Source organism: Pseudomonas sp. SJZ103 (assembly GCF_007828335.1).
Classification (GTDB): Bacteria; Pseudomonadota; Gammaproteobacteria; order Pseudomonadales; family Pseudomonadaceae; genus Aquipseudomonas.
In genome coordinates, this window is sequence record NZ_VIUN01000002.1 from 342,158 (window position 1) to 363,736 (window position 21,579).

22 protein-coding genes and 1 other RNA gene are annotated in these 21,579 nt (G+C 62.0%); 13 read left to right on the forward strand and 10 right to left on the reverse strand.

Annotated features, from left to right (window positions below):
- The first annotated feature begins 39 nt into the window (after positions 1 to 39).
- From FBY10_RS06840 to FBY10_RS06860, 5 genes are all read left to right on the forward strand, one after another.
- Positions 40 to 1,719: a GspE/PulE family protein gene (locus FBY10_RS06840; RefSeq protein ID WP_131697568.1), complete on the forward strand. Its 1,680-nt coding sequence runs from the start codon at positions 40 to 42 to the stop codon at positions 1,717 to 1,719.
- A gap of 77 nt (positions 1,720 to 1,796) precedes the next feature.
- Positions 1,797 to 2,717 (forward strand): SPFH domain-containing protein, encoded by a 921-nt coding sequence (locus FBY10_RS06845; RefSeq protein ID WP_145336944.1) that lies wholly within the window; start codon positions 1,797 to 1,799, stop codon positions 2,715 to 2,717.
- Between the two features lie 10 nt (positions 2,718 to 2,727).
- On the forward strand, positions 2,728 to 3,174 hold the full coding sequence (locus tag FBY10_RS06850) for an NfeD family protein (RefSeq protein ID WP_145336945.1): 447 nt from the start codon (positions 2,728 to 2,730) through the stop codon (positions 3,172 to 3,174).
- A 69-nt stretch (positions 3,175 to 3,243) separates the two neighbouring features.
- Complete coding sequence (locus FBY10_RS06855) at positions 3,244 to 3,558, forward strand: DUF2388 domain-containing protein (protein WP_003176799.1); 315 nt, start codon at positions 3,244 to 3,246, stop codon at positions 3,556 to 3,558.
- Positions 3,559 to 3,721: 163 nt separating this feature from the next.
- On the forward strand, positions 3,722 to 4,864 hold the full coding sequence (locus tag FBY10_RS06860) for a DegT/DnrJ/EryC1/StrS aminotransferase family protein (protein WP_145336946.1): 1,143 nt from the start codon (positions 3,722 to 3,724) through the stop codon (positions 4,862 to 4,864).
- A gap of 65 nt (positions 4,865 to 4,929) precedes the next feature.
- Here FBY10_RS06860 and gcvH read toward each other — a convergent pair whose 3' ends face one another.
- The 9 genes from gcvH to FBY10_RS06905 form a co-directional block, all read right to left on the reverse strand.
- Positions 4,930 to 5,313, reverse strand: coding sequence for a glycine cleavage system protein GcvH (gcvH, locus tag FBY10_RS06865; protein WP_028618385.1), 384 nt, complete (start codon positions 5,311 to 5,313; stop codon positions 4,930 to 4,932).
- A 52-nt stretch (positions 5,314 to 5,365) separates the two neighbouring features.
- Positions 5,366 to 6,448, reverse strand: coding sequence for a glycine cleavage system aminomethyltransferase GcvT (gene gcvT / locus FBY10_RS06870; protein ID WP_145336947.1), 1,083 nt, complete (start codon positions 6,446 to 6,448; stop codon positions 5,366 to 5,368).
- A 155-nt stretch (positions 6,449 to 6,603) separates the two neighbouring features.
- Positions 6,604 to 8,220 (reverse strand): iron ABC transporter permease, encoded by a 1,617-nt coding sequence (locus FBY10_RS06875; RefSeq protein WP_131697572.1) that lies wholly within the window; start codon positions 8,218 to 8,220, stop codon positions 6,604 to 6,606.
- 159 nt (positions 8,221 to 8,379) lie between these two features.
- The gene (locus FBY10_RS06880; protein WP_053127831.1) at positions 8,380 to 9,384 is read right to left on the reverse strand and encodes an extracellular solute-binding protein; all 1,005 of its coding nucleotides are present in this window, start codon (positions 9,382 to 9,384) and stop codon (positions 8,380 to 8,382) included.
- Between the two features lie 95 nt (positions 9,385 to 9,479).
- Positions 9,480 to 10,697 (reverse strand): 2-octaprenyl-3-methyl-6-methoxy-1,4-benzoquinol hydroxylase, encoded by a 1,218-nt coding sequence (locus tag FBY10_RS06885; RefSeq protein WP_167656808.1) that lies wholly within the window; start codon positions 10,695 to 10,697, stop codon positions 9,480 to 9,482.
- 9 nt (positions 10,698 to 10,706) lie between these two features.
- Positions 10,707 to 11,192, reverse strand: a complete 486-nt coding sequence (locus FBY10_RS06890) for a DUF4442 domain-containing protein (protein ID WP_053127827.1) — start codon at positions 11,190 to 11,192, stop codon at positions 10,707 to 10,709.
- Positions 11,185 to 12,372, reverse strand: a complete 1,188-nt coding sequence (gene ubiH / locus FBY10_RS06895) for a 2-octaprenyl-6-methoxyphenyl hydroxylase (RefSeq protein WP_131697574.1) — start codon at positions 12,370 to 12,372, stop codon at positions 11,185 to 11,187. Before ubiH ends, FBY10_RS06890 begins: the two co-directional genes overlap by 8 nt.
- Complete coding sequence (gene pepP / locus FBY10_RS06900) at positions 12,369 to 13,691, reverse strand: Xaa-Pro aminopeptidase (protein WP_145337450.1); 1,323 nt, start codon at positions 13,689 to 13,691, stop codon at positions 12,369 to 12,371. Before pepP ends, ubiH begins: the two co-directional genes overlap by 4 nt.
- A 24-nt stretch (positions 13,692 to 13,715) precedes the next feature.
- Positions 13,716 to 14,273, reverse strand: coding sequence for a YecA family protein (locus tag FBY10_RS06905; protein WP_145337449.1), 558 nt, complete (start codon positions 14,271 to 14,273; stop codon positions 13,716 to 13,718).
- A gap of 138 nt (positions 14,274 to 14,411) precedes the next feature.
- On the opposite strand from FBY10_RS06905, the gene FBY10_RS06910 reads away from it, so the two are divergent.
- From FBY10_RS06910 to FBY10_RS06925, 4 genes are all read left to right on the forward strand, one after another.
- Positions 14,412 to 14,621: a TIGR02449 family protein gene (locus FBY10_RS06910; RefSeq protein WP_007982902.1), complete on the forward strand. Its 210-nt coding sequence runs from the start codon at positions 14,412 to 14,414 to the stop codon at positions 14,619 to 14,621.
- Entirely contained in the window at positions 14,618 to 14,935 is a 318-nt protein-coding gene (locus FBY10_RS06915) for a cell division protein ZapA (RefSeq protein WP_131697576.1), read from the forward strand. Before FBY10_RS06910 ends, FBY10_RS06915 begins: the two co-directional genes overlap by 4 nt.
- 30 nt (positions 14,936 to 14,965) lie before the next feature.
- A non-coding RNA gene (gene ssrS / locus FBY10_RS06920) (6S RNA) lies at positions 14,966 to 15,144 on the forward strand.
- Between the two features lie 56 nt (positions 15,145 to 15,200).
- A complete protein-coding gene (locus FBY10_RS06925) occupies positions 15,201 to 15,830 on the forward strand; it encodes a 5-formyltetrahydrofolate cyclo-ligase (RefSeq protein ID WP_131697577.1) in 630 nt (209 codons plus the stop codon).
- A gap of 7 nt (positions 15,831 to 15,837) precedes the next feature.
- Here FBY10_RS06925 and FBY10_RS31455 read toward each other — a convergent pair whose 3' ends face one another.
- A complete protein-coding gene (locus FBY10_RS31455) occupies positions 15,838 to 15,987 on the reverse strand; it encodes a hypothetical protein (RefSeq protein ID WP_164299887.1) in 150 nt (49 codons plus the stop codon).
- 195 nt (positions 15,988 to 16,182) lie between these two features.
- On the opposite strand from FBY10_RS31455, the gene FBY10_RS06930 reads away from it, so the two are divergent.
- The 4 genes from FBY10_RS06930 (at position 16,183) to FBY10_RS06945 (ending at position 21,567) form a co-directional block, all read left to right on the forward strand.
- A complete protein-coding gene (locus tag FBY10_RS06930) occupies positions 16,183 to 16,632 on the forward strand; it encodes an EVE domain-containing protein (RefSeq protein ID WP_131697578.1) in 450 nt (149 codons plus the stop codon).
- A 137-nt stretch (positions 16,633 to 16,769) separates the two neighbouring features.
- Positions 16,770 to 17,735 (forward strand): HlyD family secretion protein, encoded by a 966-nt coding sequence (locus FBY10_RS06935; protein WP_131697579.1) that lies wholly within the window; start codon positions 16,770 to 16,772, stop codon positions 17,733 to 17,735.
- On the forward strand, positions 17,732 to 20,449 hold the full coding sequence (gene rbbA / locus FBY10_RS06940) for a ribosome-associated ATPase/putative transporter RbbA (protein ID WP_145337448.1): 2,718 nt from the start codon (positions 17,732 to 17,734) through the stop codon (positions 20,447 to 20,449). Before FBY10_RS06935 ends, rbbA begins: the two co-directional genes overlap by 4 nt.
- Positions 20,449 to 21,567, forward strand: coding sequence for an ABC transporter permease (locus tag FBY10_RS06945; RefSeq protein ID WP_131697581.1), 1,119 nt, complete (start codon positions 20,449 to 20,451; stop codon positions 21,565 to 21,567). The genes rbbA and FBY10_RS06945 overlap by 1 nt, the downstream gene beginning before the upstream one ends.
- Positions 21,568 to 21,579 lie beyond the last annotated feature (12 nt).

A 21,579-nucleotide genomic window follows, 5' to 3' on the forward strand; every position in this document is an offset into this window, starting at 1 on the left:
AGCCTGAAGTTTCGTCCGAGGCTACCCAGGAAAACCTTCATGTCTGTTGATCACCGATTGGAACTGCATCAGTTGCTCCCGGCCTTGGTCGAGGGCGGCTTGATCACTGCCGACATCGCGCAGCGCTTATCGGCGCTGCCAGGCGGTAACGCCCAGCACCCGCTGGAGTGTATCGCCGCCTATGGGCCGGCACTGGAAACCCTGACCCAGTGGCTTGCCCAGCATGCCGGGCAACCTTATTGGCGTATCGACCCACTGCAAATCGATGTCGCGGCGGTGGTGCAGCTGATGTCCCAGGCGTTTGCCCAGCGCCACAGCATCCTTGCAGTGGCCGTGGACGCGCAGACCGTCACCGTTGCCAGCGCCCAGCCCCATGTCACCAGCTGGGAGTCGGGACTGGCACAGGTACTCAAACGCTCGATCAAGCGCGTGGTTGCCAACCCCCAGGACATTCAGCGTTGTATCAGCGAGTTTTACCGGTTGGCGAAGTCCGTCAGCGGGGCGGATCAAAAGGTCGCGGCGCCTGGCAACTTCGAGTTGCTCAACCTCGGCGCCGGTGACCAGGAGCCGGATGCCAACGACGCGCATATCGTCAATATCGTCGATTGGCTGTTGCAGTACGCCTTTGCCCAGCGGGCCAGTGATATTCATATCGAGCCGTGCCGTGAACAGGGGCGCATGCGCTTTCGCATTGATGGGCTGTTGCACGACGTCTATCAATTTCCACCCCAGGTGACGATGGCGGTGGTCAGCCGCCTGAAAAGCCTGGGCCGCATGAACGTGGCGGAAAAACGCAAACCCCAGGACGGCCGGATCAAGACCAAAAGCCCCACAGGCGCAGAAATCGAGTTGCGCCTGTCGACCTTGCCCACCGCCTTTGGCGAAAAACTGGTGATGCGGATTTTCGATCCGCAGGTGCTGCTCAAGGACTTCGACCAGCTCGGTTTGTCCGCTGAGGACCAGCAGCGATGGCACGCCATGACCCGCCAGGCCAACGGCATCATCCTGGTCACGGGCCCTACCGGTTCAGGCAAGACCAGTACCCTCTACACCACGCTCAAGCAACTGGCGTCCCGAGAAATCAACCTCTGCACCGTGGAAGACCCGATCGAGATGGTCGAGCCGGCCTTTAACCAGATGCAGGTGCAGCACAACATCGACCTGACGTTCGCCAGCGGCATCCGAGCCCTGCTACGCCAGGACCCGGACATCATCATGATCGGCGAAATCCGCGACCAGGAAACCGCCGAAATGGCGATCCAGGCCGCACTGACCGGACATTTGGTGCTCTCGACGCTGCACACCAACGATGCGCCCAGCGCCATCAGCCGCTTGCAGGAACTGGGTATTGCTCATTATTTGATCAAGGCCACATTATTGGGGGTAATGGCGCAGCGCCTGGTGCGGCTGCTGTGCCCTCATTGCAAGCGGGCGGCAGGCGATGTCCACGAGGCGGTGGGGTGTGCGGAATGTCGAAACAGCGGGTTTCAGGGGCGTGCCGGGGTCTACGAGATCATGGTGTTGAATGAATCGCTCCGTGCGCTGATCACCCCAGGCACCGACGTGCAGTCCCTGCGCAGAGAGGCGGTTGCGCAAGGCATGTGCAGCCTGCGCCTGGCCGGTATGGGAAAAGTAAAGGCGGGGCTGACGACGATGGCCGAGGTGTTGCGCGTGACACCTGGGGATTCGGTAACAAATGCTTTGATTACCGCGGGCTGAAACCGTTCTTATCGGTGACAAGACCGTTACAATCGGCCGAACGTCGTTTAACTGACACCATCAGATAGGGAATCGCTATGCAGATCGGAACCGTACTGCTTCTTTTCGTGGGTTTGGCCATTGCCATCCTGTTCATGGGCTTCAAGGTGGTACCCCAGGGCTATCAGTGGACCGTCGAGCGCTTCGGCCGTTACACCAACACCCTCAAGCCGGGTCTCAACATCATCATCCCGGTCATGGACCGCATCGGCCGCAAGATCAACGTGATGGAAAGCGTGCTGGATATTCCGCCCCAGGAAGTCATCACCGCCGACAACGCCACCGTGCAGATCGATGCCGTGTGCTTCTTCCAAGTGGTCAATACCGCCCAGGCCGCCTACGAGGTCAACAACCTCGAACACGCTATCCGCAACCTGCTGCAAACCAATATCCGTACCGTGCTCGGCTCCATGGAGCTGGATGCCATGCTCAGCCAGCGCGACGGCATCAACGAAAAACTGCTGCGTACCGTCGATGAAGCCACGGCGCCGTGGGGCATCAAGATCACCCGGATCGAAATCAAGGACATCAGCCCGCCCGCCGACCTGATGGCCGCCGTGTCCGGCCAGATGAAAGCCGAGCGGATCAAGCGCGCACAGATCCTGGAAGCCGAAGGTCTGCGGGCATCGGCGATCCTGACTGCCGAAGGCAAGAAGCAGGCACAGATTCTTGAAGCCGAAGGTGGACGCCAGGCCGCGTTCCTGGAGTCTGAAGCCCGTGAGCGCCAGGCAGAGGCAGAGGCCCGCGCGACCCAGGTGGTTTCCGAAGCGATCGCCACCGGCAACGTGCAGGCCATCAACTACTTCGTCGCGCAGAAATACATCGATGCCCTCGGCAAACTGGCATCGGCCAATAACAGCAAAGTGATCCTGATGCCGCTGGAAGCCAGCCAGGTGATCGGCGCTGTCGGCGGCATTGGCGAAATCGTCAAGGCGACCTTCGACAACAAGAAAGCCTGAGGCGATCGACATGTGGGATTTCCTGCAGCATCTTTCGTTCTGGGACTGGCTCGCGCTGGGTACGGTGCTATTGATTCTTGAGGTATTCGGCGCCGGTGGTTACCTGCTGTGGATGGGTATAGCTGCGGCAGCCGTGGGCGTGATCAAGTTTCTGGTGCCGCCGCTCGGGTTGGAGTGGCAACTGTTGCTGTTCGCTGTGCTGTCGATATTGACAGCGGTGTACTGGTGGAAACGCCAGCGCAGCAGTGCCAAAGCCAGTGACCAACCGGGGCTCAACGAACGTGGCTCGGAGCTGGTCGGCCGCGTCTTCGTGGTGCATCAGGCGATTGTGGATGGCCGGGGCAAGGTGAAAGTCGGTGATGGCGTATGGATGGTGACCGGTCCTGACAGCCCTGTAGGCGCTCAAGTGCGTGTGGTAGGCCTGGATGGCGTCATTTTAAAGGTAGAAACTGTTTAGTCAGGGATGGAACTCGGTTGGGCTAACTACAATCAAACGGTACAGATCACCCACCCGGAGTCACCCATCATGCGTCTTAAATATGCTGTCGCAACCCTCGCTGTGCTTTCCCTTCCTGTCGGTTCAGCCATGGCCGATAGTTTCTGGCGCAATGTCATTTCGTCGGGCGCCACTACCGGCTCGACGTACCTGACCTTCAAGGACCACAAGCTGGTGGTTGCCGCACAAGACGACGCAGGCAGCTTTGTTGCCAGCGACGGCGGCATCCGCGGACCGTACCTGGAAGCCGCCATGCAGAAAGTCCGCGCCGATAACCCTGGCCTGCAGGCCACGGATATGGAACTGGCCAACGCCATCCTCGCGAAGAACGCTGTTACCGAGTGATTCCCGCACGCTGAAGAATGCCGCTTTTGAAGCGGCATTTTTTTGCCCGCAATGTGACGATTCATTCACAGGCGACAGGCTATATTCAGTCTTACCGTGCCACCATGCTGGTACTGAATCCTCGCTTACTCATCGCCAATCTGAAACGGACTCCTTCGTCGTTATGAGCCAACAGCCCTTTCTGCCGTTCTCCAAACCTACCATCGATGAAGCCACCATCTCGGCGGTCGGCGATGTACTGCGCTCGGGATGGATCACCAGCGGGCCGAAAGTGCAGGCTTTCGAGGCGCAACTGTCGGAATACTTTGGCGGCCGGCCGGTGCGCACGTTCAACTCTGGCACCTGCACCATGGAAATCGCCTTGCGTATCGCCGGTATCGGGCCTGGGGATGAAGTCATCACCACACCGATCTCCTGGGTGGCCACGGCCAACGTGATTTTGGAGGTGGGGGCCACACCGGTGTTCGCTGATATCGATCCGATCACGCGCAATATCGACCTGGCCCAGGTGGAAGCCGCAATCACCCCGCGCACCAAGGCGATCATCCCGGTGTACCTGGCCGGCCTGCCCCTGGACATGCCGATGCTGTACGCACTGGCCAACAAGTACAACCTGCGCATCGTCGAAGACGCCGCCCAGGCCCTGGGCTCCAGCTGGGATGGCGAACGCATCGGCGCTACCGGGGACTTTGTATCGTTCAGCTTCCAGGCCAACAAGAACATCACCTCTTCCGAGGGCGGCTGCCTGGTGTTGAACAATGCCGAAGAAGCCCGCCTGGCAGAAAAATACCGCCTGCAGGGCGTCACCCGTACCGGCTTCGACGGCCTCGACGTGGATGTACTGGGCGGCAAGTTCAACATGACCGACATCGCCGCCGCCATCGGCCTGGGGCAGTTTGCCCACATCGAGAAGATCACCGCCCATCGCCAGCTCCTGGCACAGCACTACTTCAAATGTTTCGGCGATGATTTCGAGGAAAAGTACGGCGCGCAACTGCCGCCGGCCGACTTCGAAAACAGCAACTGGCACCTGTTCCAGTTAGTGCTGCCGGAGCGCCAGGACGGCCTGCCCGCCCGCGCGACCTTCATGGAGAAAATGCAGGCACAGGGTGTTGGCATTGGCTATCACTACCCGCCTATTCACCTGCTGAGCCTTTATCGGGCACAGGGATTCAAGGAAGGTATGTTCCCGGTAGCGGAAAAGGTTGGACGTTTGATCGTGTCGTTGCCGATGTTTACGGCAATGACAGAGGCAGATGTCGAGCGTTCGGTGGCGGCGGTAAAGGCAGTCCTGAAAGCGAACTGAACACTCACGGCTCCCGACGATTGAATGTGGGAGGGAGCTTGCTCCCTCCCACAGGGGTCTTGCGGTTACTCGCCGATGGCGGCTTTGTAGCCAGCCGCATCCAGCAGTTTTTCCAGATCAGCCGGGTTGCTTGGCTTGAGCTTGAAGATCCACGCGCCGTAAGGGTCGGAGTTCAGCAACTCAGGGCTACCACTCAGCTCTTCGTTGACGGCAATCACTTCGCCGGCAACCGGGGCGTAGATATCCGAAGCGGCCTTCACCGACTCAACCACACCCGCCTGGCCTTCGGCTTCAAACGTAGCGCCAACTTCGGCCAACTCAACAAACACCACATCACCCAGAGCTTCCTGTGCATGGTCGGAGATCCCGACGGTGACAGTACCGTCAGCTTCCAGACGCGCCCATTCGTGACTTTCGGCAAAACGCAGGTCGGCAGGGATATCGCTCATAGTCTGTGTCCTCAAGAAGAAATGTCAGCAGCCATTGGCCTGCCGGAAATAGTTAGATCAAGGTTTTGCCATGACGCACGAAGGTCGGTTTGACCACTCGAACCGGGTACCACTTGCCGCGGATTTCCACTTCGGCCCGATCGGCAGTCGCCGTCGGTACACGCGCCAGGGCAATGGATTTGCTCAGCGTAGGTGAGAAACTACCACTGGTGATCTCCCCTTCGCCAACATTGGCGATACGAACCACCTGGTGAGCGCGTAAAACCCCACGTTCTTCCAGTACCAGCCCGACCAGTTTGAACTGCACACCGGCGGCCAGCTCTGCTTCCAGCGCCGCACGCCCGATGAAATTGCGCTCGGCAGGTTCCCAGGCAATGCTCCAGGCCATGTTGGCCGCCAGGGGCGAAACGTTCTGGTGGATATCCTGGCCATACAGGTTCATGCCGGCTTCCAGCCGCAGGGTGTCCCGCGCGCCGAGGCCTATAGGTGAAATACCCGCACCTACCAGGTCGTTGAAAAATCCCGGCGCCTGATCGGCAGGCAGGACAATTTCCAGGCCGTCTTCGCCGGTGTAACCCGTGCGCGCGATAAACCAATCACCGTCGGCATACCCTTCAAAGGGCTTGAGCTGGTGGATCAGGGTGCCGCGAGACTGGGTGACCAACTCGGCAATCTTCTGCCGGGCGTGGGGACCTTGAATGGCGAGCATGGCCAACTCGGGCCGCTCATGCAGTTGCACTTGATAGCTGCCAAGTTGCGCCTGGATCCAGGCCATGTCCTGGTCTCGGGTGGCGGCGTTGACCACCAGCCGGTACCCGGCCTCGGTGCGGTAGACAATCATGTCGTCTACCACGCCACCCTGCTCGTTGAGCATAGCGCTGTACAACGCACGGCCACAGCCGTGCAAACGCTCGACATCATTGGCCAGCAGGTACTGGAGCCATTCCTTGGCCTGGGGGCCGGTGATATCGATCACGGTCATATGAGATACATCGAACACCCCGCAGTCGCGCCGCACCTGATGGTGCTCCTCAACTTGCGAGCCGTAATGCAAAGGCATATCCCAACCGCCAAAATCGACCATTTTCGCGCCGAGGGCGAGATGCAGGTCATACAGAGGCGTACGCTGTCCCATGGGTTTCTCCTTCCGGGCTTGGCGAAGGTGCGCAGGCCGTTGCCCGTGCCGGACACCTTGAATTACAAGGCCTGCGGCGACGTACAGCGACTCGATCCGAAGGACGGAGCGCACCGAATGCCGCGCATTGTAGCCGCAAGCCGTAGGACTGGCACCTAACCGATGGGGCGGGCGGAGCGTCGGATCAGCCCGATAACCGGCAGCAGCCCCACCAGCACCAGTGTCAACGCTGGCAGAGAAGCCCGCGCCCACTCGCCTTCGCTGGTCATTTCAAAGATCCGCACCGCCAGGGTGTCCCAGCCGAACGGGCGCATCAGCAGGGTCGCGGGCATTTCCTTGAGCACGTCTACGAACACCAGCAGTGCTGCACTCAGGGTGCCGGGTAGCAACAGCGGTAGATACACTTTGCAAAACAGTCGCGGCCCACTCACGCCCAAACTACGCGCAACTTCCGGCAACGAAGGGCGGATGCGCGCCAGGCTGTTTTCCAACGGCCCGTAGGCCACGGCCAGAAAGCGCACCAGATACGCCAGCACCAGCGCCGACAGACTGCCCAGCAACAATGGCTTGCCCGCCCCTCCGAGCCAGCCGGACAGCGGCACCACCAGCTCACGGTCCAGGTAACTGAACGCCAGCATGATCGACACCGCCAGCACCGAGCCCGGCAAGGCATAGCCGACATTGGCCAGGCTGATACCGGAGCGAATCGTCCGGGTCGGCGCCAGACGGTTGGCGAAGGCCAGTACCAGCGCCACGCTGACCGTGATCAGCGCCGCAATGCCGCCCAGGTAAAGGGTGTGGACGATCAGGCCCGAATAGCGCTCATCCAGATCGAACCGTCCACGCTGCCAGAACCAGGCCACCAGTTGCAGCACCGGGATGACAAAGGCGCAGGCGAACACCAGGCCACACCACCCACTGGCCGCTACCGCTTTGATCCCCTTCAAGTGGTACAGCGCCTTACCCCGGGGACGCTCGTTGCTGGACCGGCTGGCGCCCCGGGCACGCCGCTCGCCGTACAGAACCAGCATCACCACCAGCAGTAACAGGCTGGCCAGTTGGGCCGCGCTGGACAGGCTGAAAAAGCCGTACCAGGTCTTATAGATGGCGGTGGTGAAGGTATCGAAGTTGAACACCGAAACCGCACCGAAGTCCGCCAGGGTCTCCATCAGTGCCAACGCTACCCCGGCCCCTATCGCCGGCCGCGCCATGGGCAGGGCCACATGCCAGAACGCCCGCAAGGGTGACTGCCCCAGCACCCGCGCCGCCTCCATCAAGCCCTTGCCCTGGGCGAGGAATGCGCTGCGCGCCAGCAGGTACACATAGGGATAGAACACCAGCACCAGCACGATGATCACGCCGCTGGTGGAGCGCACCCGTGGCAGGCGCAAGCCGGTACCGAACCATTCACGCAGCAGGGTCTGCACGGGGCCAGAAAAATCCAACAGGCCGACAAACACGAAGGCCAGCACATAGGCGGGAATGGCAAAGGGCAGCATCAACGCCCAGTCAAGCCAGCGCCGGCCGGGGAATTCGCAGAGGCTGGTGAGCCAGGCCAGGCTTACGCCCAACAGGGTTACACCGACGCCGACCCCCAGCACCAAGGTCAGGGTGTTGCCCAGCAGGCGGGGCATCTGGGTTTCCCAGAGGTGGGACCAGATTTGCGCGTCGATGCTTTGCCAGGACAGCAACAGTACGCTCAACGGCAGCAGCACCAGGGCGGCGACGGTGAAGACCGGCAGGTACCAGCGGCGTTGGGCGGGGTGGGCCAAGGGTTGGTTCTCAATAATGAATATCTTCAAATCACAACAATTCAATGTGGGAGGGGCGGGGGGGGGGGGGGGGGGGGGGGGGGGGGGGGGCCCCCCCCCCCCCCCCCCCCCCCCCCCGCCCCTCCCACATTTGGACCTGCGGCGTCCTACAAATTGTACTTAGTTCCAGCCCGCCCGATCCATCAGGCGAATGGCTTCAGCCTGGCGCTTGCCCGCCACTTCCACCGGCAATGTATCCGCCACGAACTTGCCCCAGGTCGCCACTTCAGCCGACGGCGGTACCGCCGGGTTGGCCGGGAACTCCTGGTTCACATCGGCAAAGATCTTCTGCGCCTCAGGCGTGGTCATCCACTCCACCAGCGCCTTGGCGGCTTCCGGGTGTGGCGCGTGCTTGGTCAAGCCGATGCCCGACAGGTTCACATGCACGCCACGGTCGCCCTGGTTCGGCCAGAACAGCTTCACCGCCAGGTCCGGCTTCTGTTTGTGCAGGCGGCCGTAGTAGTAGGTGTTGACGATACCCACGTCGCACTGCCCGGCGTTGATCGCCTCCAGCACCGCGATGTCATCGGAGAACACGTCGGTGGACAGGTTATTCACCCAGCCCTTGACGATTTCTTCGGTCTTGGCCGCACCGTGGGTTTCGATCAGGGTGGCGGTCAGCGATTGGTTGTAGACCTTTTTCGCCGTGCGCAGGCACAGGCGGCCTTCCCACTGTTTGTCGGCCAGGGCTTCGTAGGTGGTCAGGTCACCCGGTTTGACCCGGTCGGTGGAATACGCGATGGTCCGCGCACGCAGGCTCAAGCCGGTCCAGGCGTGAGCCGAAGAGCGGTACTGCAGGGGAATGTTCTTGTCGATCACCGGGGAGGTGAAGGGTTGCAGGATGCCCATTTGCTCGGCCTGCCAGAGGTTGCCGGCATCCACGGTGAGCAGCAGGTCGGCGGTGGCGTTTTCGCCCTCGGCCTTGATGCGCTGCATCAGCGGGGCTTCCTTGTCGGTGATGAACTTCACCTGTACACCGGTCTTTTGGGTGTAGGCGTCGAACACCGGCTTGATCAGTTCGTCGATGCGCGAGGAGTAGACCACCACTTCGTCGGCGGCCTGCACGGTGGTGCTGCCGATCAGGGTGAGTGCCAGGGCAGTCAGGAGGCGCTTGGGTGCCAACATGGGTGCGGTCTCTCATTTGCAAAGTAGGCGCAAATGATAGGGACTCACATTTGGTAACGCTCGACTGAGGCGTTACCAAATGTTGCGCGGACCTGTCAGGGCTTGGCCAGCTCCGGCAGATCCCCGGTCAACCCGAGGGCCTGGCGCACAAACACGGCCTTGGCTTCGGGCATCTGGTCGACCATCTTCAACCCGGCATTACGCAACCAGCGCAGCGGCAGTTGATCGGCCTGGAACAAGCGCTCAAAGCCTTCCATCGCCGCCATCAGGGCCAGGTTATGCGGCATGCGTCGGCGCTCGTAACGGCTGAGCACTTTCACATCGGCCAGGCGTTCACCGCGTTCGGTGGCCGACAACAACACTTCGGCCAGCACCGCCGCATCGAGGAACCCCAGGTTGACGCCCTGCCCGGCCAATGGGTGGATGACGTGGGCCGCGTCGCCGATCAACGCCAGGCCCTCGGCCACATAGCGTTTGGCGTGGCGCTGGCGCAAAGGCACGCAAACGCGCGGATCAGCGCTGATCACGCTGCCAAGGCGCCCTTCAAAGGCGCGCTCCAGCTCACGGCAGAAGCCTTCATCATCCAATGCCATCAGGCGTTCGGATTCAGCCGGCGTAGTCGACCAGACGATCGAGCACCAATCCTCCTGCCCGTCCCGCACCAGCGGCAAAAACGCCAGCGGGCCGGTGTCGGTAAAGCGTTGCCAGGCCGTGCGCTGGTGCGGCTGGCTGCTGCGCACGCTGGTAACGATGGCGTTATGCAGGTAGTCCCATTCACGGGTCGCGGTGCCGGTCAGGCGGCGCACGGCGGAGTTGGCACCATCGGCGGCCACCACCAGCGGCGCGCGCAATGTGCGGCCATCGGCCAGGGTCAGCAGCCAGTCATCGCCGGAGCGACGCATCTGCTCCAGGCGCGCATTCGCCAGCAGGCCCAGGTCGCAGTCGTGCAGACGGTCGAGCAAGGCATCCTGGACCACACGGTTCTCGACGATATGCCCGAGCACTTCGGCATGCACACTGGCCGCCGAAAAGTGGATCTGCCCGGTGCCGCTGCCGTCCCACACCTGCATCTCGCCGTAAGGGCTGGCGCGTCGTTCAACGATGCCATCCCACACACCGAGGCGCTCGAGGATGCGCTGGCTGGCAGCCGACAAAGCGCTTACACGCGGTTCGAAGGCCGCCTCGCGGTCGAAGGGTTTGACGCTCAGCGGGCTACCGTCCAGCAGCAGCACCTGCAGGCCACTGCCCTGCAACGCCAGCGCCAGGGCGCTTCCGACCATTCCGGCCCCGACAATCAGCACATCTGCGCGCATGTCCATGCTTTAAGCCTGTCTCGCTGGCGGCTTGCGCCGCACGTAAAGGGTTTTGTCGACCCGCGCCACCAGGGTGCCGGAGCCGTCATGAATCTGCACCTTGAGGTGGGGCAAGTACTTCTCGCCACCTTCGGTCTGTCGACGCACCTCATCCAGCAAGGCCTCGTCGATGGAAAATTCGGCATACACCGGGCCCTTGCCCGGCGAGATGAAGTCGATGCTCGCGGCCTTGTCCCACACGATGTAATCGCGGCCCAGGTTCTCCATCAACATCAGCATGTAGAACGGATCGACCATCGAATACAGGCTGCCGCCAAATTGCGTGCCGACGTAATTGCGGTTGTACCAACCCAGGCCCATGCGCACTTTGACGTGACGAAAATCGGCGCTCATATGCTGTACGCTCACCCCGGCACCCAAGTACGGCGGGTACAGGGTCATGACCCAGCGCAACAACCGCGCCTTGCCCAACCGTTCAACCAGCCACTTACGCATCGGGACGGGTACCCAGGCCCATGGCCTGACGGGCGAACCAACGCTTGGCCGGCGGCAACAAATCCAGGCCCAGCAGGCCCATATTGCGGCCCAGGGCGACCAGCGGTTGCGCGCTGCCAAACAGTCGCGTGACCTGGTCGGAGAAACCCACGGTCAACTTCTGATCCATGCGCTGGCGCTCGCGATAAGCCTGCAACGTCGCCAGGTCACCCGGCACCGCCGGCCCGGCCAGCAAGGCCTCGGCCAAGGCATGTGCATCACGCAGGGACAGGTTGAACCCCTGCCCGGCAATCGGGTGCAGGCTGTGGGCGGCATTGCCGAGGATCGCCAGGTGCGAGCGCACTTGCTCTTCGGCTTCCACCAGGGTCAACGGATACAAATGACGGGCGCCCACTTGCTTGAGGGTGCCCAGGCGGTAGCCGAACACGCCCTGCAATTCACTCAAGAAGCTACGTTCATCAAGATTGGCCAGGCGCTGTGCGTCCATGCCGATACGGGTCCACACCAGCGCGCAGCGGTTGTCCGGCAGCGGCAGCAGGGCCATCGGGCCTTCATCGGTGAAACGCTCGAACGCTTCGCCGTTGTGGGCCTCGCTCGGGGTGATGTTGGCGATCAGCGCGCTTTGGTTGTACGGGCGGGTTTTCACGCCAATGCCCAGTTGCTCGCGCAGGCCGGAACGGCCGCCGTCGGCCAGCACAGCAAGGTCGCATTCCAGCACGGTTTCATCGTTGAGGGTCAGGCGGTAGCCATCGGGCAGCGGCTCCATGCGCGTGACTTCCGCCGGGCAACGCCAGCTCACCACGTCCTTGTCCAGGCCTTGCCACAGGCATTGGCCAAGCCAGGCGTTTTCCACCACGTAACCGAGGGCCGGCACGCCCTCCTCCATGGCGGACAACCGCGCGGTGGAGAAGCGCCCACGGTCCGACACATGGATCTGCTTGATCGGTTCGGCGCGGCGCGAGATTTGTTGCCACAGGCCCAGGCGCTGATAAATCTGCCGGGCGCCGTAGGACAGCGCCGAAGACCGCGCATCGTAGCTCGGCTGGTAGCTGTCGCCGGGCGCGAAGGGTTCGATCAGCACGATTTTCCAGCCACGCGCCTTGGCCCCGGCCTGCAACGCCAGCGCCAGGCTCGCGCCCACCAGGCCGCCGCCGATAATTGCCAGGTTGACCCGACTCATCGAGCGGCCGCCATCAGGGCTTCGATTTCGGCGACGCCCTTGGGGGCGCCGCCGGTCAGAATTTCACAGCCTTGCTTGGTCACCACTACGTCGTCCTCGATGCGTACGCCAATACCACGCCATTTTTTCGCGACGGCCTGGTTATCCGGCGAGATATAAATGCCCGGCTCCACGGTCAATGCCATGCCAACTTCCAGCACACGCCATTCGCCGCCCACCTTGTACTCGCCCACGTCATGCACATCCATCCCCAGCCAATGGCCGGCGCGGTGCATATAGAAGGGTTTGTAGGCTTCACTGGCGATCAGTTCATCGACGTCACCCTTCAGCAACCCCAGCTTCACCAGCCCGGCGGTGATGACCCGCACTGTCGCCTCATGGGCCTGATTCCAATGTTTGTTCGGCGCGATCTCGGCAAAGGCCGCCTCCTGGGAAGCCAGCACGATTTCATAGATCGCCTTCTGCTCCGCTGAAAACTTGCCGTTGACCGGCCAGGTGCGCGTGATGTCGCTGGCGTAGCAGTCGATTTCGCAACCGGCATCGATCAGCACCAGGTCGCCGTCCTTGAGCACGGCGTCATTCTGCTGGTAATGCAGGATGCAGCTGTTGCGCCCGGTGGCGACGATAGAGCCATAGGCCGGCATCTTCGCGCCGCCCTTGCGGAATTCGTAGTCCAGCTCGGCTTCCAGGCTGAACTCATGCAAGCCGGCGCGGCTGGCCTGCATCGCCTTCACATGGGCCGCGCAGGAAATTCGCGCAGCCTCGCGCATCACCTTCACTTCCGCCGCCGATTTATACAGGCGCATGTCGTGGAGCAGATGATCCAGGGCAACAAATTCGTTCGGTGGCTGGGCGCCAAGGTGCGCTTTAGAGCGGATGACGTTGATCCACTCCATCAAGTGCCGATCGAATTCGGCGTTACTGCCCATGGCTGAATACACCCGATCGCGGCCTTCGATCAGGCCGGGCAGAATGTCGTCGATATCGGTGATGGGGAAGGCATCGTCGGCGCCGTATTCGCGAATCGCGCCTTCGGTACCGGCGCGCAGGCCGTCCCACAATTCGCGTTCGGCGTTGCGCTCGCGGCAGAACAACACGTACTCGCCATGCTGGCGACCGGGCATCAGCACGATCACCGCTTCCGGTTCGGGGAAACCGCTCAGGTACTGGAAGTCGCTGTCCTGACGATAGACGTGCTCCACATCGCGATTGCGGATGGCCACGGCGGCGGCCGGCAGGATCGCGATGCTGTTGGGTTCCATCTGCGCCATGAGCGCCCTGCGGCGCCGGGTGTATTCCGCTTTGGGGATATGGATCATGGGCAGATGGGCTTCCTTTCTCTTTTAATGCAGCGAAGGCTTGGGGGCAGCAGGCTCAGCGGACTTTTTGGTCTCGGTGAACAGCAACAGCGGCGCGACGCGCAGGTATTCCATGACTTCCATGTAGTCGCCTTCACCGTCTTCGGACTCTTCCAGGGCATCTTGCACCTGGGAGATGGCCGCCAGGTCCTGCAGCACTTCCTTGGCGTCGGTACTCAACTCGAGGCCGCCGGCGTTCACGCCAAAACCGTGGAGGAAACCCTGGCACCACTGGCCCAGCGCGGCGGCGCGTTCGGTGAGCGGCGCGTCGTCGGTCGGCAGCAGCAGGACCACGGTGACGTCATCACCGGTCAGTTCGCCCTTGACCATCTCTTGCAGGCCGATCAGCGCGTTACGCACGTTGTCGGTCGGTTCGGTTTCCAGCAGTTCGGCCACATCGGCCAGCCAATTGTCGGCATCAAAGCCAACGCCGGTGCAACTGCGGCCGAGCAACACGCCGTGCAGTTCGGCAGCCGAGCAAGGATGACCGCTGGTGCTCAGCAGTTTGGAAAAAGCATCGTACGGGGAGTTCTGAATGGGCATGGTGAGCTAGGCGCCAGACGGCGCAATGTCTAGAATGGAGCGCTGTATCCTAGCACCGGCAGACGTACCAAGACTATCGAGGGCGTCAGATCGTTTATCCTGCAGTTGCCATTCATCAGACAAATCCAGTGGAACCCAATGGAAGACACCGACCTGCAAGCGCTGATGGCCAGACTCGAACTGCTAATTACTCGGGTCGAGCAACTTAAGAGTCAAAACGGACTCCTATTAGCTCAGGAAAAGACCTGGCGCGAGGAACGCGCTCACCTCATTGAAAAAAACGAAATCGCCCGGCGTAAGGTCGAATCGATGATTTCGCGCCTGAAGGCCCTGGAGCAAGACTCATGAGTTCAAGCAATAGCGTCACCGTGCAGATCCTCGACAAAGAATATTCGATCATCTGCCCCCAGGAAGAGCGCAACAACCTGGTGAGCGCCGCCCGCTACCTGGATGGCAAGATGCGTGAAATCCGCAGCAGCGGCAAAGTCATCGGTGCCGACCGCATTGCCGTGATGGCCGCGTTGAACATTACCCACGACCTGCTGCATAAGCAGGAGCGCCCTGACGTGCAGGCCAGCGGCTCGACGCGCGAACAGGTGCGTGACCTGCTCGAACGTGTGGATCTGGTACTTTCCAGCGATTCGGAAGCTCCCAAAGGCTGATTGCTGCGACTGTTTAAGGTATACTCGCCCCACTCCCTGGCGTGCTTGCCAGTCGGCGATGTCCCGGAGCCGATTCGCACTACCCTGGAAGTTGCACGTTGGGCTGGTGTGCATGTCCGCTAGACGGAAAGCCTTAAAGCCTACTGCTTCTTCCACCTTGAACTTTCGGGTTCAAGGGCTGAGTCGACAGCGGCGCTGTCGGGGAGCCTGAATACCAAACTCAATGCCAGTCTCCATGACTGGCATTGTTTTATGAGCTGAAATCATGACCGAACCTGCGCCGCCTTCCCGTCCGCAACTTCGACGCATGTTGCGCAACGCCCGCCGTGCCCTCACGCCGAGCCAGCAGCGCCAGGCTGCCCACGGCCTGTATCGGCAACTGGCGCAGCACCCGCTGTTTCGCCGGGCCAAACATATTTCCTTATATCTACCGACGGACGGTGAAATCGATCCGCGCCTGCTGCTGCGTGCGGCTCAGCGCCGGGGCAAGGCCACCTATCTGCCGGTGCTCAGCGCCTGGCCCCGGACCAAGATGGTGTTCCAACGCGTGCGACCGGGGGAAAAGCTGCGGCCCAACCGGTTTCGCATTCTTGAGCCGCAGGTAAATATCAGCCGGCAACGCGAGGTGTGGGCGCTGGACCTGGTGTTCTTGCCATTGGTGGGGTTCGACGAAACAGGCGGACGCCTGGGCATGGGCGGCGGCTTCTATGATCGCAGCCTCGCTTACCTGTCCCGCCGCCAGCGTTGGCGCAAGCCGACGCTACTGGGCCTGGCCCATGAATGTCAGAAAGTCGAACGACTGGTGCAGGCGAGCTGGGATGTGCCGTTGGCTGGCACAGTGACTGACAAGGGATGGTATATCGCACAGACGCCACTGGGATCAGCGGCGTCTTGAAGAAGGGTTAACGCTTGAACGGTTGCTGCTGCTGTTGAGCAAGCTCAACGGGCGCATCGGTCTTGTTCGACCACAAGCTTTGCGCATACCCGGTGGTCACGACGCCCAGACCAAACAAAATCACCAATATCCATAGTAAATCCGGTTTACGTTGCATCGATTGCCCCCCTTCAGGCACCTCGTACACGATGTTAACAACGTTCCACAGTAGTCCGTTGCAGCTGTGTCAAGCTTAAAACCCGCGCATTCTGCGGTAACGTGAACCAACACGCAAACCTTGGCGCCAACCGACTGTCGGTTTGTCATCAAATTGCCTGACAACTTGCCCAACGCCTTTTTCAGGAGTCCAAAAATGGCCTACTGGCTGATGAAATCCGAACCCGATGAACTCTCCATCAAAGGCTTGGAAAAGCTTGGCGAAGCGCGCTGGGACGGGGTGCGCAACTACCAGGCGCGCAACTTCCTGCGAGCGATGGCGGTGGGTGACCAATTTTTCTTCTACCACTCCAGTTGCCCCGAGCCGGGCATTGCCGGCATCGGCAAAATCATCGAGGCCGCCTACCCGGACCCTACCGCGCTGGAGCCGGACAGCCACTACTTCGACGCCAAGGCCACCCCGGAGAAAAACCCGTGGAGCGCGATCAACGTCGCGCACATCCAGACCTTTCCCAAGGTGCTGGGCCTGGGCTACCTGAAACAGCAAACCGCCCTCGCCGAATGGCCCCTGGTACAAAAAGGCAGTCGCTTGTCCGTGATGCCGGTCACCGCAGAACAATGGGCGGCGGTGCTGGCACTGCACTGACGAGAACCCTGCGGTCACGTTCCCGGCGCATGCATCTGCGCCTGAACAGGGTTAGGCTTGCGCTTCATTTGACCGGCATCAACGCCCCCTCGGGCTGCCTCGGTCAAACTAGGAAGCTAACGCTGCAGGATGCCCCCATGTCGATCACGCCACGCTCCTCCCACCTGTTTGCCGTTTTGTTGATTGCCTTGCTGCTCGCCGCCGGCGGCTTCGGTTACTGGAAGTCCACCCAGGACCGCCTGCCCGAAGGCTTGGGCATGGGCAACGGCCGCCTGGAATCCACCGAAGTACAGATCGCCGCCAAAATCCCCGGACGGCTGGCCGAGGTGCGGGTGGATGAAGGCGACAAGGTGCTCAAGGGCCAACTGCTGGCACGCATGGACACCCGCACCCTGGAAGCCCAGCGCGCCCAGGCCGAAGCCGAAGTGCTGCGCGCCAAGGAAAACTTCGCTGCCGCCGAGGCCAACGTGCAGTTGCGCCAAAGCGAGCAACTGCTGGCCAACCAGGAACTCAAGCGCACCCAGGAGCTGTACAAGCGCGGCTTTGCCAGCAGCCAGTTGATCGACCAGCAGCAGGCGCGCCAGAACACCGGCAACGCCGCCGTGATCGCCGCGCAAGCCCAGGTCAATTCGGTAAAGGCCGCCATCGGTGCCGCCCAGGCCCAGGTCGCCCAGCTGACCAGCGAAATCGACGACAGCAGCCTGCGCGCGCCCATCGACGGCATTATCCAACTGCGCCTGGCCGAGCCCGGCGAGGTCCTCGGTGCCGGCGGACGTGTGCTGTTGCTGATCGACCCCGAGGATCAGTACATGAACCTCTACCTGCCCGCCTCCGTCACCGGTCGCCTGACGGTTGGCAGTGACGCACGCATCCTGCTCGATGCCCTGCCCCAGCAACCGCTACCGGCCAAGATCAGCTTTGTTGCCGCCAAGTCGCAGTTCACCCCCAAGGAAGTGGAAACCCGCGACGAACGCCAGAAACTGGTGTTTCGCGTCAAGCTGCGCCTGACCCAACCCAGCGCCGTGCCCCAGGCCAAACCGGGCATGCCCGGCGCCGGCTACGTGCGCATGGCTGACATCGACTGGCCGGCCAACCTGCAATGACCGGCCTGGCGCTGCACGCCACCGCCATCAACCACCGTTACGGCAAGCAGCAGGCCTTGATCGACATCGCCTTCAGCCTGCCCACCGGCACGCGCTGCGGGCTGATCGGCCCGGATGGGGCGGGCAAGTCGAGCCTGTTGGGGTTGATCGCCGGGGTTAAAAAGCTCAAGGACGGCCAACTGGAGGTGCTCGGCGGCTCCATTCAGGACCGTCGCCATCGCAACAGCCTGTACCCACGCATCGCCTTCATGCCCCAGGGCCTGGGCGGCAACCTGTATCCCGAACTGTCCATCAGCGAAAACATCCGCTTCTTTGCCACGCTGTTCGGCCTGTCCAAAGCCGACTGCGACCAGCGCATGCACAACCTGCTGCTGGCCACCGACCTCGCGCGCTTCGCCGAGCGCCCGGCCGGCAAGCTCTCCGGCGGCATGAAGCAGAAGCTCGGCCTCTGCTGTGCGCTGATCCACGACCCGGACCTGTTGATCCTCGACGAGCCCACCACCGGCGTCGACCCGCTGTCGCGGCGGCGCTTCTGGGAACTGGTCGAGACCGTACGCAATGAGCGCCCGCAACTGACGCTGCTGGTAGCCACGGCCTATATGGAGGAAGCCGAGCAATTCGAACATTGCCTGATGCTCGACCGTGGCAAGCTGATCGCCGACGGGCTCAGCAGCGAACTGGCGGCAGCGACCCCCAGCGGCAAACTGGATGAGGCCTTCACCCACTTCCAGGGCGACAGCGCCCATGACAACCAGCCACTGGTGATCCCGCCAAGGGAAAACGCCAACACCGATATCGCCATCGAAGCCCACGACCTGACGCTGCGCTTCGGGGACTTCACGGCAGTGAACAAGGTCAGCTTTGCCATCGGCCGTGGCGAGATCTTCGGCTTCCTCGGCTCCAACGGTTGCGGCAAGACCACCACCATGAAAGTCCTCACCGGGCTGATGCCGGCCACTGAAGGCAGCGCCACGCTGCTGGGCAACCCGGTGAACGCCAAGGACCTGGCCACCCGCAAGCGCGTAGGGTTCATGTCGCAAAGCTTCTCGCTGTATGGCGAGCTCAGCGTGCGCCAGAACCTGGTGTTGCACGCGCAACTGTTCGATTTGCCCAAGGCCGACAGCGGCCCGCGCATCGATGAGCTGATCCAGCGCTTCGACCTCGGTGAAGTGGCCGAGCAGCCATCCGGGGAGCTGCCCCTCGGCCTGCGCCAACGCTTGTCATTGGCCGTGGCGGTGCTGCATCGCCCGGAAGTGTTGATCCTCGATGAGCCCACCTCGGGCGTCGACCCGGCGGCGCGGGATGATTTCTGGCGGCTGCTGATCGAGTTGTCCCGCGAACAAGGGGTGACGATCTTCCTGTCCACCCACTTCATGAATGAAGCCCAGCGCTGTGACCGCATCTCTTTGATGCATGCCGGCAAGGTACTGGCCTGCGACACGCCGAACGCACTGCAACGGCAATTCAACGGCGACACCCTGGAAGCCGCGTTCGTCACCTGCCTTGAACAAGCCCAAGGCGATGCCGAACCCGCCACGTCGGCCAAAACCGTCAGCGAAACCCATGCGCCACCCATCAGCAAGCGTGGTTTCAGCCTGTCTCGCCTGCTGGCCGTGGCCAGCCGCGAAGGCAAGGAGTTGCTGCGCGACAAAGTGCGCATGGCCTTCGCCCTGCTCGGCGCGATGTTCATGATGGTGATCTTCGGCTACGGCATTTCCCTGGACGTGGAAAACCTCGCCTTTGCCGTCTACGACCAGGACCAGACGCCACAAAGCCGCGCCTATCTGGAGGCCTTCCGCAGCTCGCGCTACTTCGCCGAGCAGGCGCCGATCCAGGACGCCCATGAATTGCACCGACGCCTGCAACGCTCGGAAATCAAACTGGCCCTGGAGATCCCGCCCGGCTTTGGTCGCGATCTCTATGCCGGGCGCCAACCCACCGTGGCCGCGTGGCTCGATGGCGGCATGCCGTTTCGTGCGGAAACCAGCCGCAACTATGTAGAGGCGGTGCACCAAGGCAACCTGCAGCAACTGGCTGAACTGAGCAGCCAACCCCGCAGCAACCAGGCCGCCGCCAAGCTCGAGACTCGTTTTCGCTATAACCAGGACGTGGTCAGCGTGAATGCCATCGGCCCGGGCGTGATGGCACTGATCCTGGCGTTTATCCCGGCAATGCTCACCGCCCTGGGCATCGTGCGCGAGAAAGAGCTGGGCTCGATCACCAACTTCTACGCCACACCCCTGACGCGCCTGGAATTCCTGCTCGGTAAGCAGGCGCCTTACCTGGCCGTGAGCCTGGTCAACCTGGCGGTTCTGGTGGCGATGAATCGCTGGCTGTTCGGTGTGCCGTTCAAGGGCAGCGGCCTGACGCTGGCGTTTGGCGGGCTCCTGTATGTGCTGGCCACCACCAGCATGGGCCTGCTGATTTCCGCGTTCACCCGCACCCAGATCGCGGCCATCCTCGGCACCATGATCATCACCAGCCTGCCAACCATTCAGTTCTCCGGGCTGATCGTGCCACGCTCGTCCCTGGAAGGCGCCGCCGCCTTGATGGGCGCACTGTTTCCAGCCGGGCACTTTTTGGATATTGCCGTGGGCACCTTCACCAAGGCACTCGACCTGCGCCAGTTGTGGCCACAATGCCTGGCGCTGTTCGGCTTCTTTATCGGCTTCACCGGGTTGAGCCTGGTCATGCTCAAGAAGCAGGAGGCCTGATGCACAAGCTCGCACACCTTTTCCGGCTGGGCATCAAGGAACTCACCAGCCTGCGTCACGACAGCGTATTGCTGCTGTTTCTGTTCTACGCCTTCACCGTCGCCATCTACATGCCCGCCGCCGGCTCGGTGATCGGCGTGCACAACGCCAGCGTGGCGTTTGTCGATGAAGACCACAGCGCGCTCTCACGGCAAATGGCCGAGGCGCTGCAACCGCCCGAGTTCCAACCACCGGCGCCGTTGGCCTACGACCAGTTGGACAAGGTGATGGACAGCGGCCAGTACACCTTCGTAATCAACGTGCCCGCCAACTTCCAGGCCGACCTGTTGGCCGGTCGCCAGCCTGGCGTGCAGGTGAACGTCGACGCCACGGCGATGAGTCAGGCGTTCATGGGCGCGGGCTATATCGGGCGGATCTTCCAGCGCGAGTTGCTCAACTACAGCGGGCAAACCGATGCCGCAACCCAGGCGCCCGCACTGCTCACGACCCGAGCACTGTTCAACACCAACCTGGAGGGCGGCTGGTTCCTGGCCGTAATCCAGATCGTCAACAACATCACCATCCTGGCCATCGTGCTCACGGGCACCGCGTTGCTGCGAGAGCGCGAGCACGGCACCCTCGACCACCTGCTGGTGCTGCCGCTGACGGCGCTGGAAATCATGCTGGCGAAAATCTGGAGCAACATGCTGGTGGTGGTGCTGTGCACTTGGCTATCGCTGGAGGTGGTGGTCAAAGGGCTGCTCGGCGTGCCGCTGGCCGGGTCGCTGGGGTTGTTCCTGTTTGTGACCGCCCTGTATCTGTTTGCCAGTACGGCACTGGGGATCTTCCTCGCCACCCTCGCCCGCTCCACGCCGCAGTTCGGCTTGCTGGCGATCCCGGTGATTATCCCGATGCTGCTCTTGTCAGGCGGCAGCACGCCGCTGGACAGCATGCCCGAGTGGTTGCAATGGGTGATGCAGGGCTCGCCGTCGACGCACTTTGTGAGCCTGAGCGCAGCGATTTTGTTTCGCGACGCAGGCATCGGCGTGGTGTGGCCGGACTTGCTGGCGCTGGCGGGGATTGGGCTGTTGTTTTTTGCAGTGGCGTTGGCGCGGTTCAGGAAGAGTTTGGCGTCTTGAGCGTGATGAGCC

Bases quoted from the DNA above. Each gene is read 5' to 3' on its own strand.
- FBY10_RS06935 (WP_131697579.1), top strand. From the start codon at position 16,770: ATGTCGATCACGCCACGCTCCTCCCACCTGTTTGCCGTTTTGTTGATT.
- FBY10_RS06925 (WP_131697577.1), top strand. From the start codon at position 15,201: ATGACCGAACCTGCGCCGCCTTCCCGTCCGCAACTTCGACGCATGTTG.
- FBY10_RS06930 (WP_131697578.1), top strand. From the start codon at position 16,183: ATGGCCTACTGGCTGATGAAATCCGAACCCGATGAACTCTCCATCAAA.
- FBY10_RS31455 (WP_164299887.1), bottom strand. From the start codon at position 15,987: ATGCAACGTAAACCGGATTTACTATGGATATTGGTGATTTTGTTTGGT.
- FBY10_RS06945 (WP_131697581.1), top strand. From the start codon at position 20,449: ATGCACAAGCTCGCACACCTTTTCCGGCTGGGCATCAAGGAACTCACC.
- FBY10_RS06885 (WP_167656808.1), bottom strand. From the start codon at position 10,697: ATGCGCGCAGATGTGCTGATTGTCGGGGCCGGAATGGTCGGAAGCGCC.
- FBY10_RS06855 (WP_003176799.1), top strand. From the start codon at position 3,244: ATGCGTCTTAAATATGCTGTCGCAACCCTCGCTGTGCTTTCCCTTCCT.
- gcvH (WP_028618385.1), bottom strand. From the start codon at position 5,313: ATGAGCGATATCCCTGCCGACCTGCGTTTTGCCGAAAGTCACGAATGG.
- FBY10_RS06840 (WP_131697568.1), top strand. From the start codon at position 40: ATGTCTGTTGATCACCGATTGGAACTGCATCAGTTGCTCCCGGCCTTG.
- FBY10_RS06890 (WP_053127827.1), bottom strand. From the start codon at position 11,192: ATGCGTAAGTGGCTGGTTGAACGGTTGGGCAAGGCGCGGTTGTTGCGC.
- FBY10_RS06845 (WP_145336944.1), top strand. From the start codon at position 1,797: ATGCAGATCGGAACCGTACTGCTTCTTTTCGTGGGTTTGGCCATTGCC.
- pepP (WP_145337450.1), bottom strand. From the start codon at position 13,691: ATGATCCATATCCCCAAAGCGGAATACACCCGGCGCCGCAGGGCGCTC.
- FBY10_RS06850 (WP_145336945.1), top strand. From the start codon at position 2,728: ATGTGGGATTTCCTGCAGCATCTTTCGTTCTGGGACTGGCTCGCGCTG.
- FBY10_RS06860 (WP_145336946.1), top strand. From the start codon at position 3,722: ATGAGCCAACAGCCCTTTCTGCCGTTCTCCAAACCTACCATCGATGAA.
- rbbA (WP_145337448.1), top strand. From the start codon at position 17,732: ATGACCGGCCTGGCGCTGCACGCCACCGCCATCAACCACCGTTACGGC.
- FBY10_RS06905 (WP_145337449.1), bottom strand. From the start codon at position 14,273: ATGCCCATTCAGAACTCCCCGTACGATGCTTTTTCCAAACTGCTGAGC.
- ubiH (WP_131697574.1), bottom strand. From the start codon at position 12,372: ATGAGTCGGGTCAACCTGGCAATTATCGGCGGCGGCCTGGTGGGCGCG.
- FBY10_RS06915 (WP_131697576.1), top strand. From the start codon at position 14,618: ATGAGTTCAAGCAATAGCGTCACCGTGCAGATCCTCGACAAAGAATAT.
- gcvT (WP_145336947.1), bottom strand. From the start codon at position 6,448: ATGGGACAGCGTACGCCTCTGTATGACCTGCATCTCGCCCTCGGCGCG.
- FBY10_RS06910 (WP_007982902.1), top strand. From the start codon at position 14,412: ATGGAAGACACCGACCTGCAAGCGCTGATGGCCAGACTCGAACTGCTA.
- FBY10_RS06880 (WP_053127831.1), bottom strand. From the start codon at position 9,384: ATGTTGGCACCCAAGCGCCTCCTGACTGCCCTGGCACTCACCCTGATC.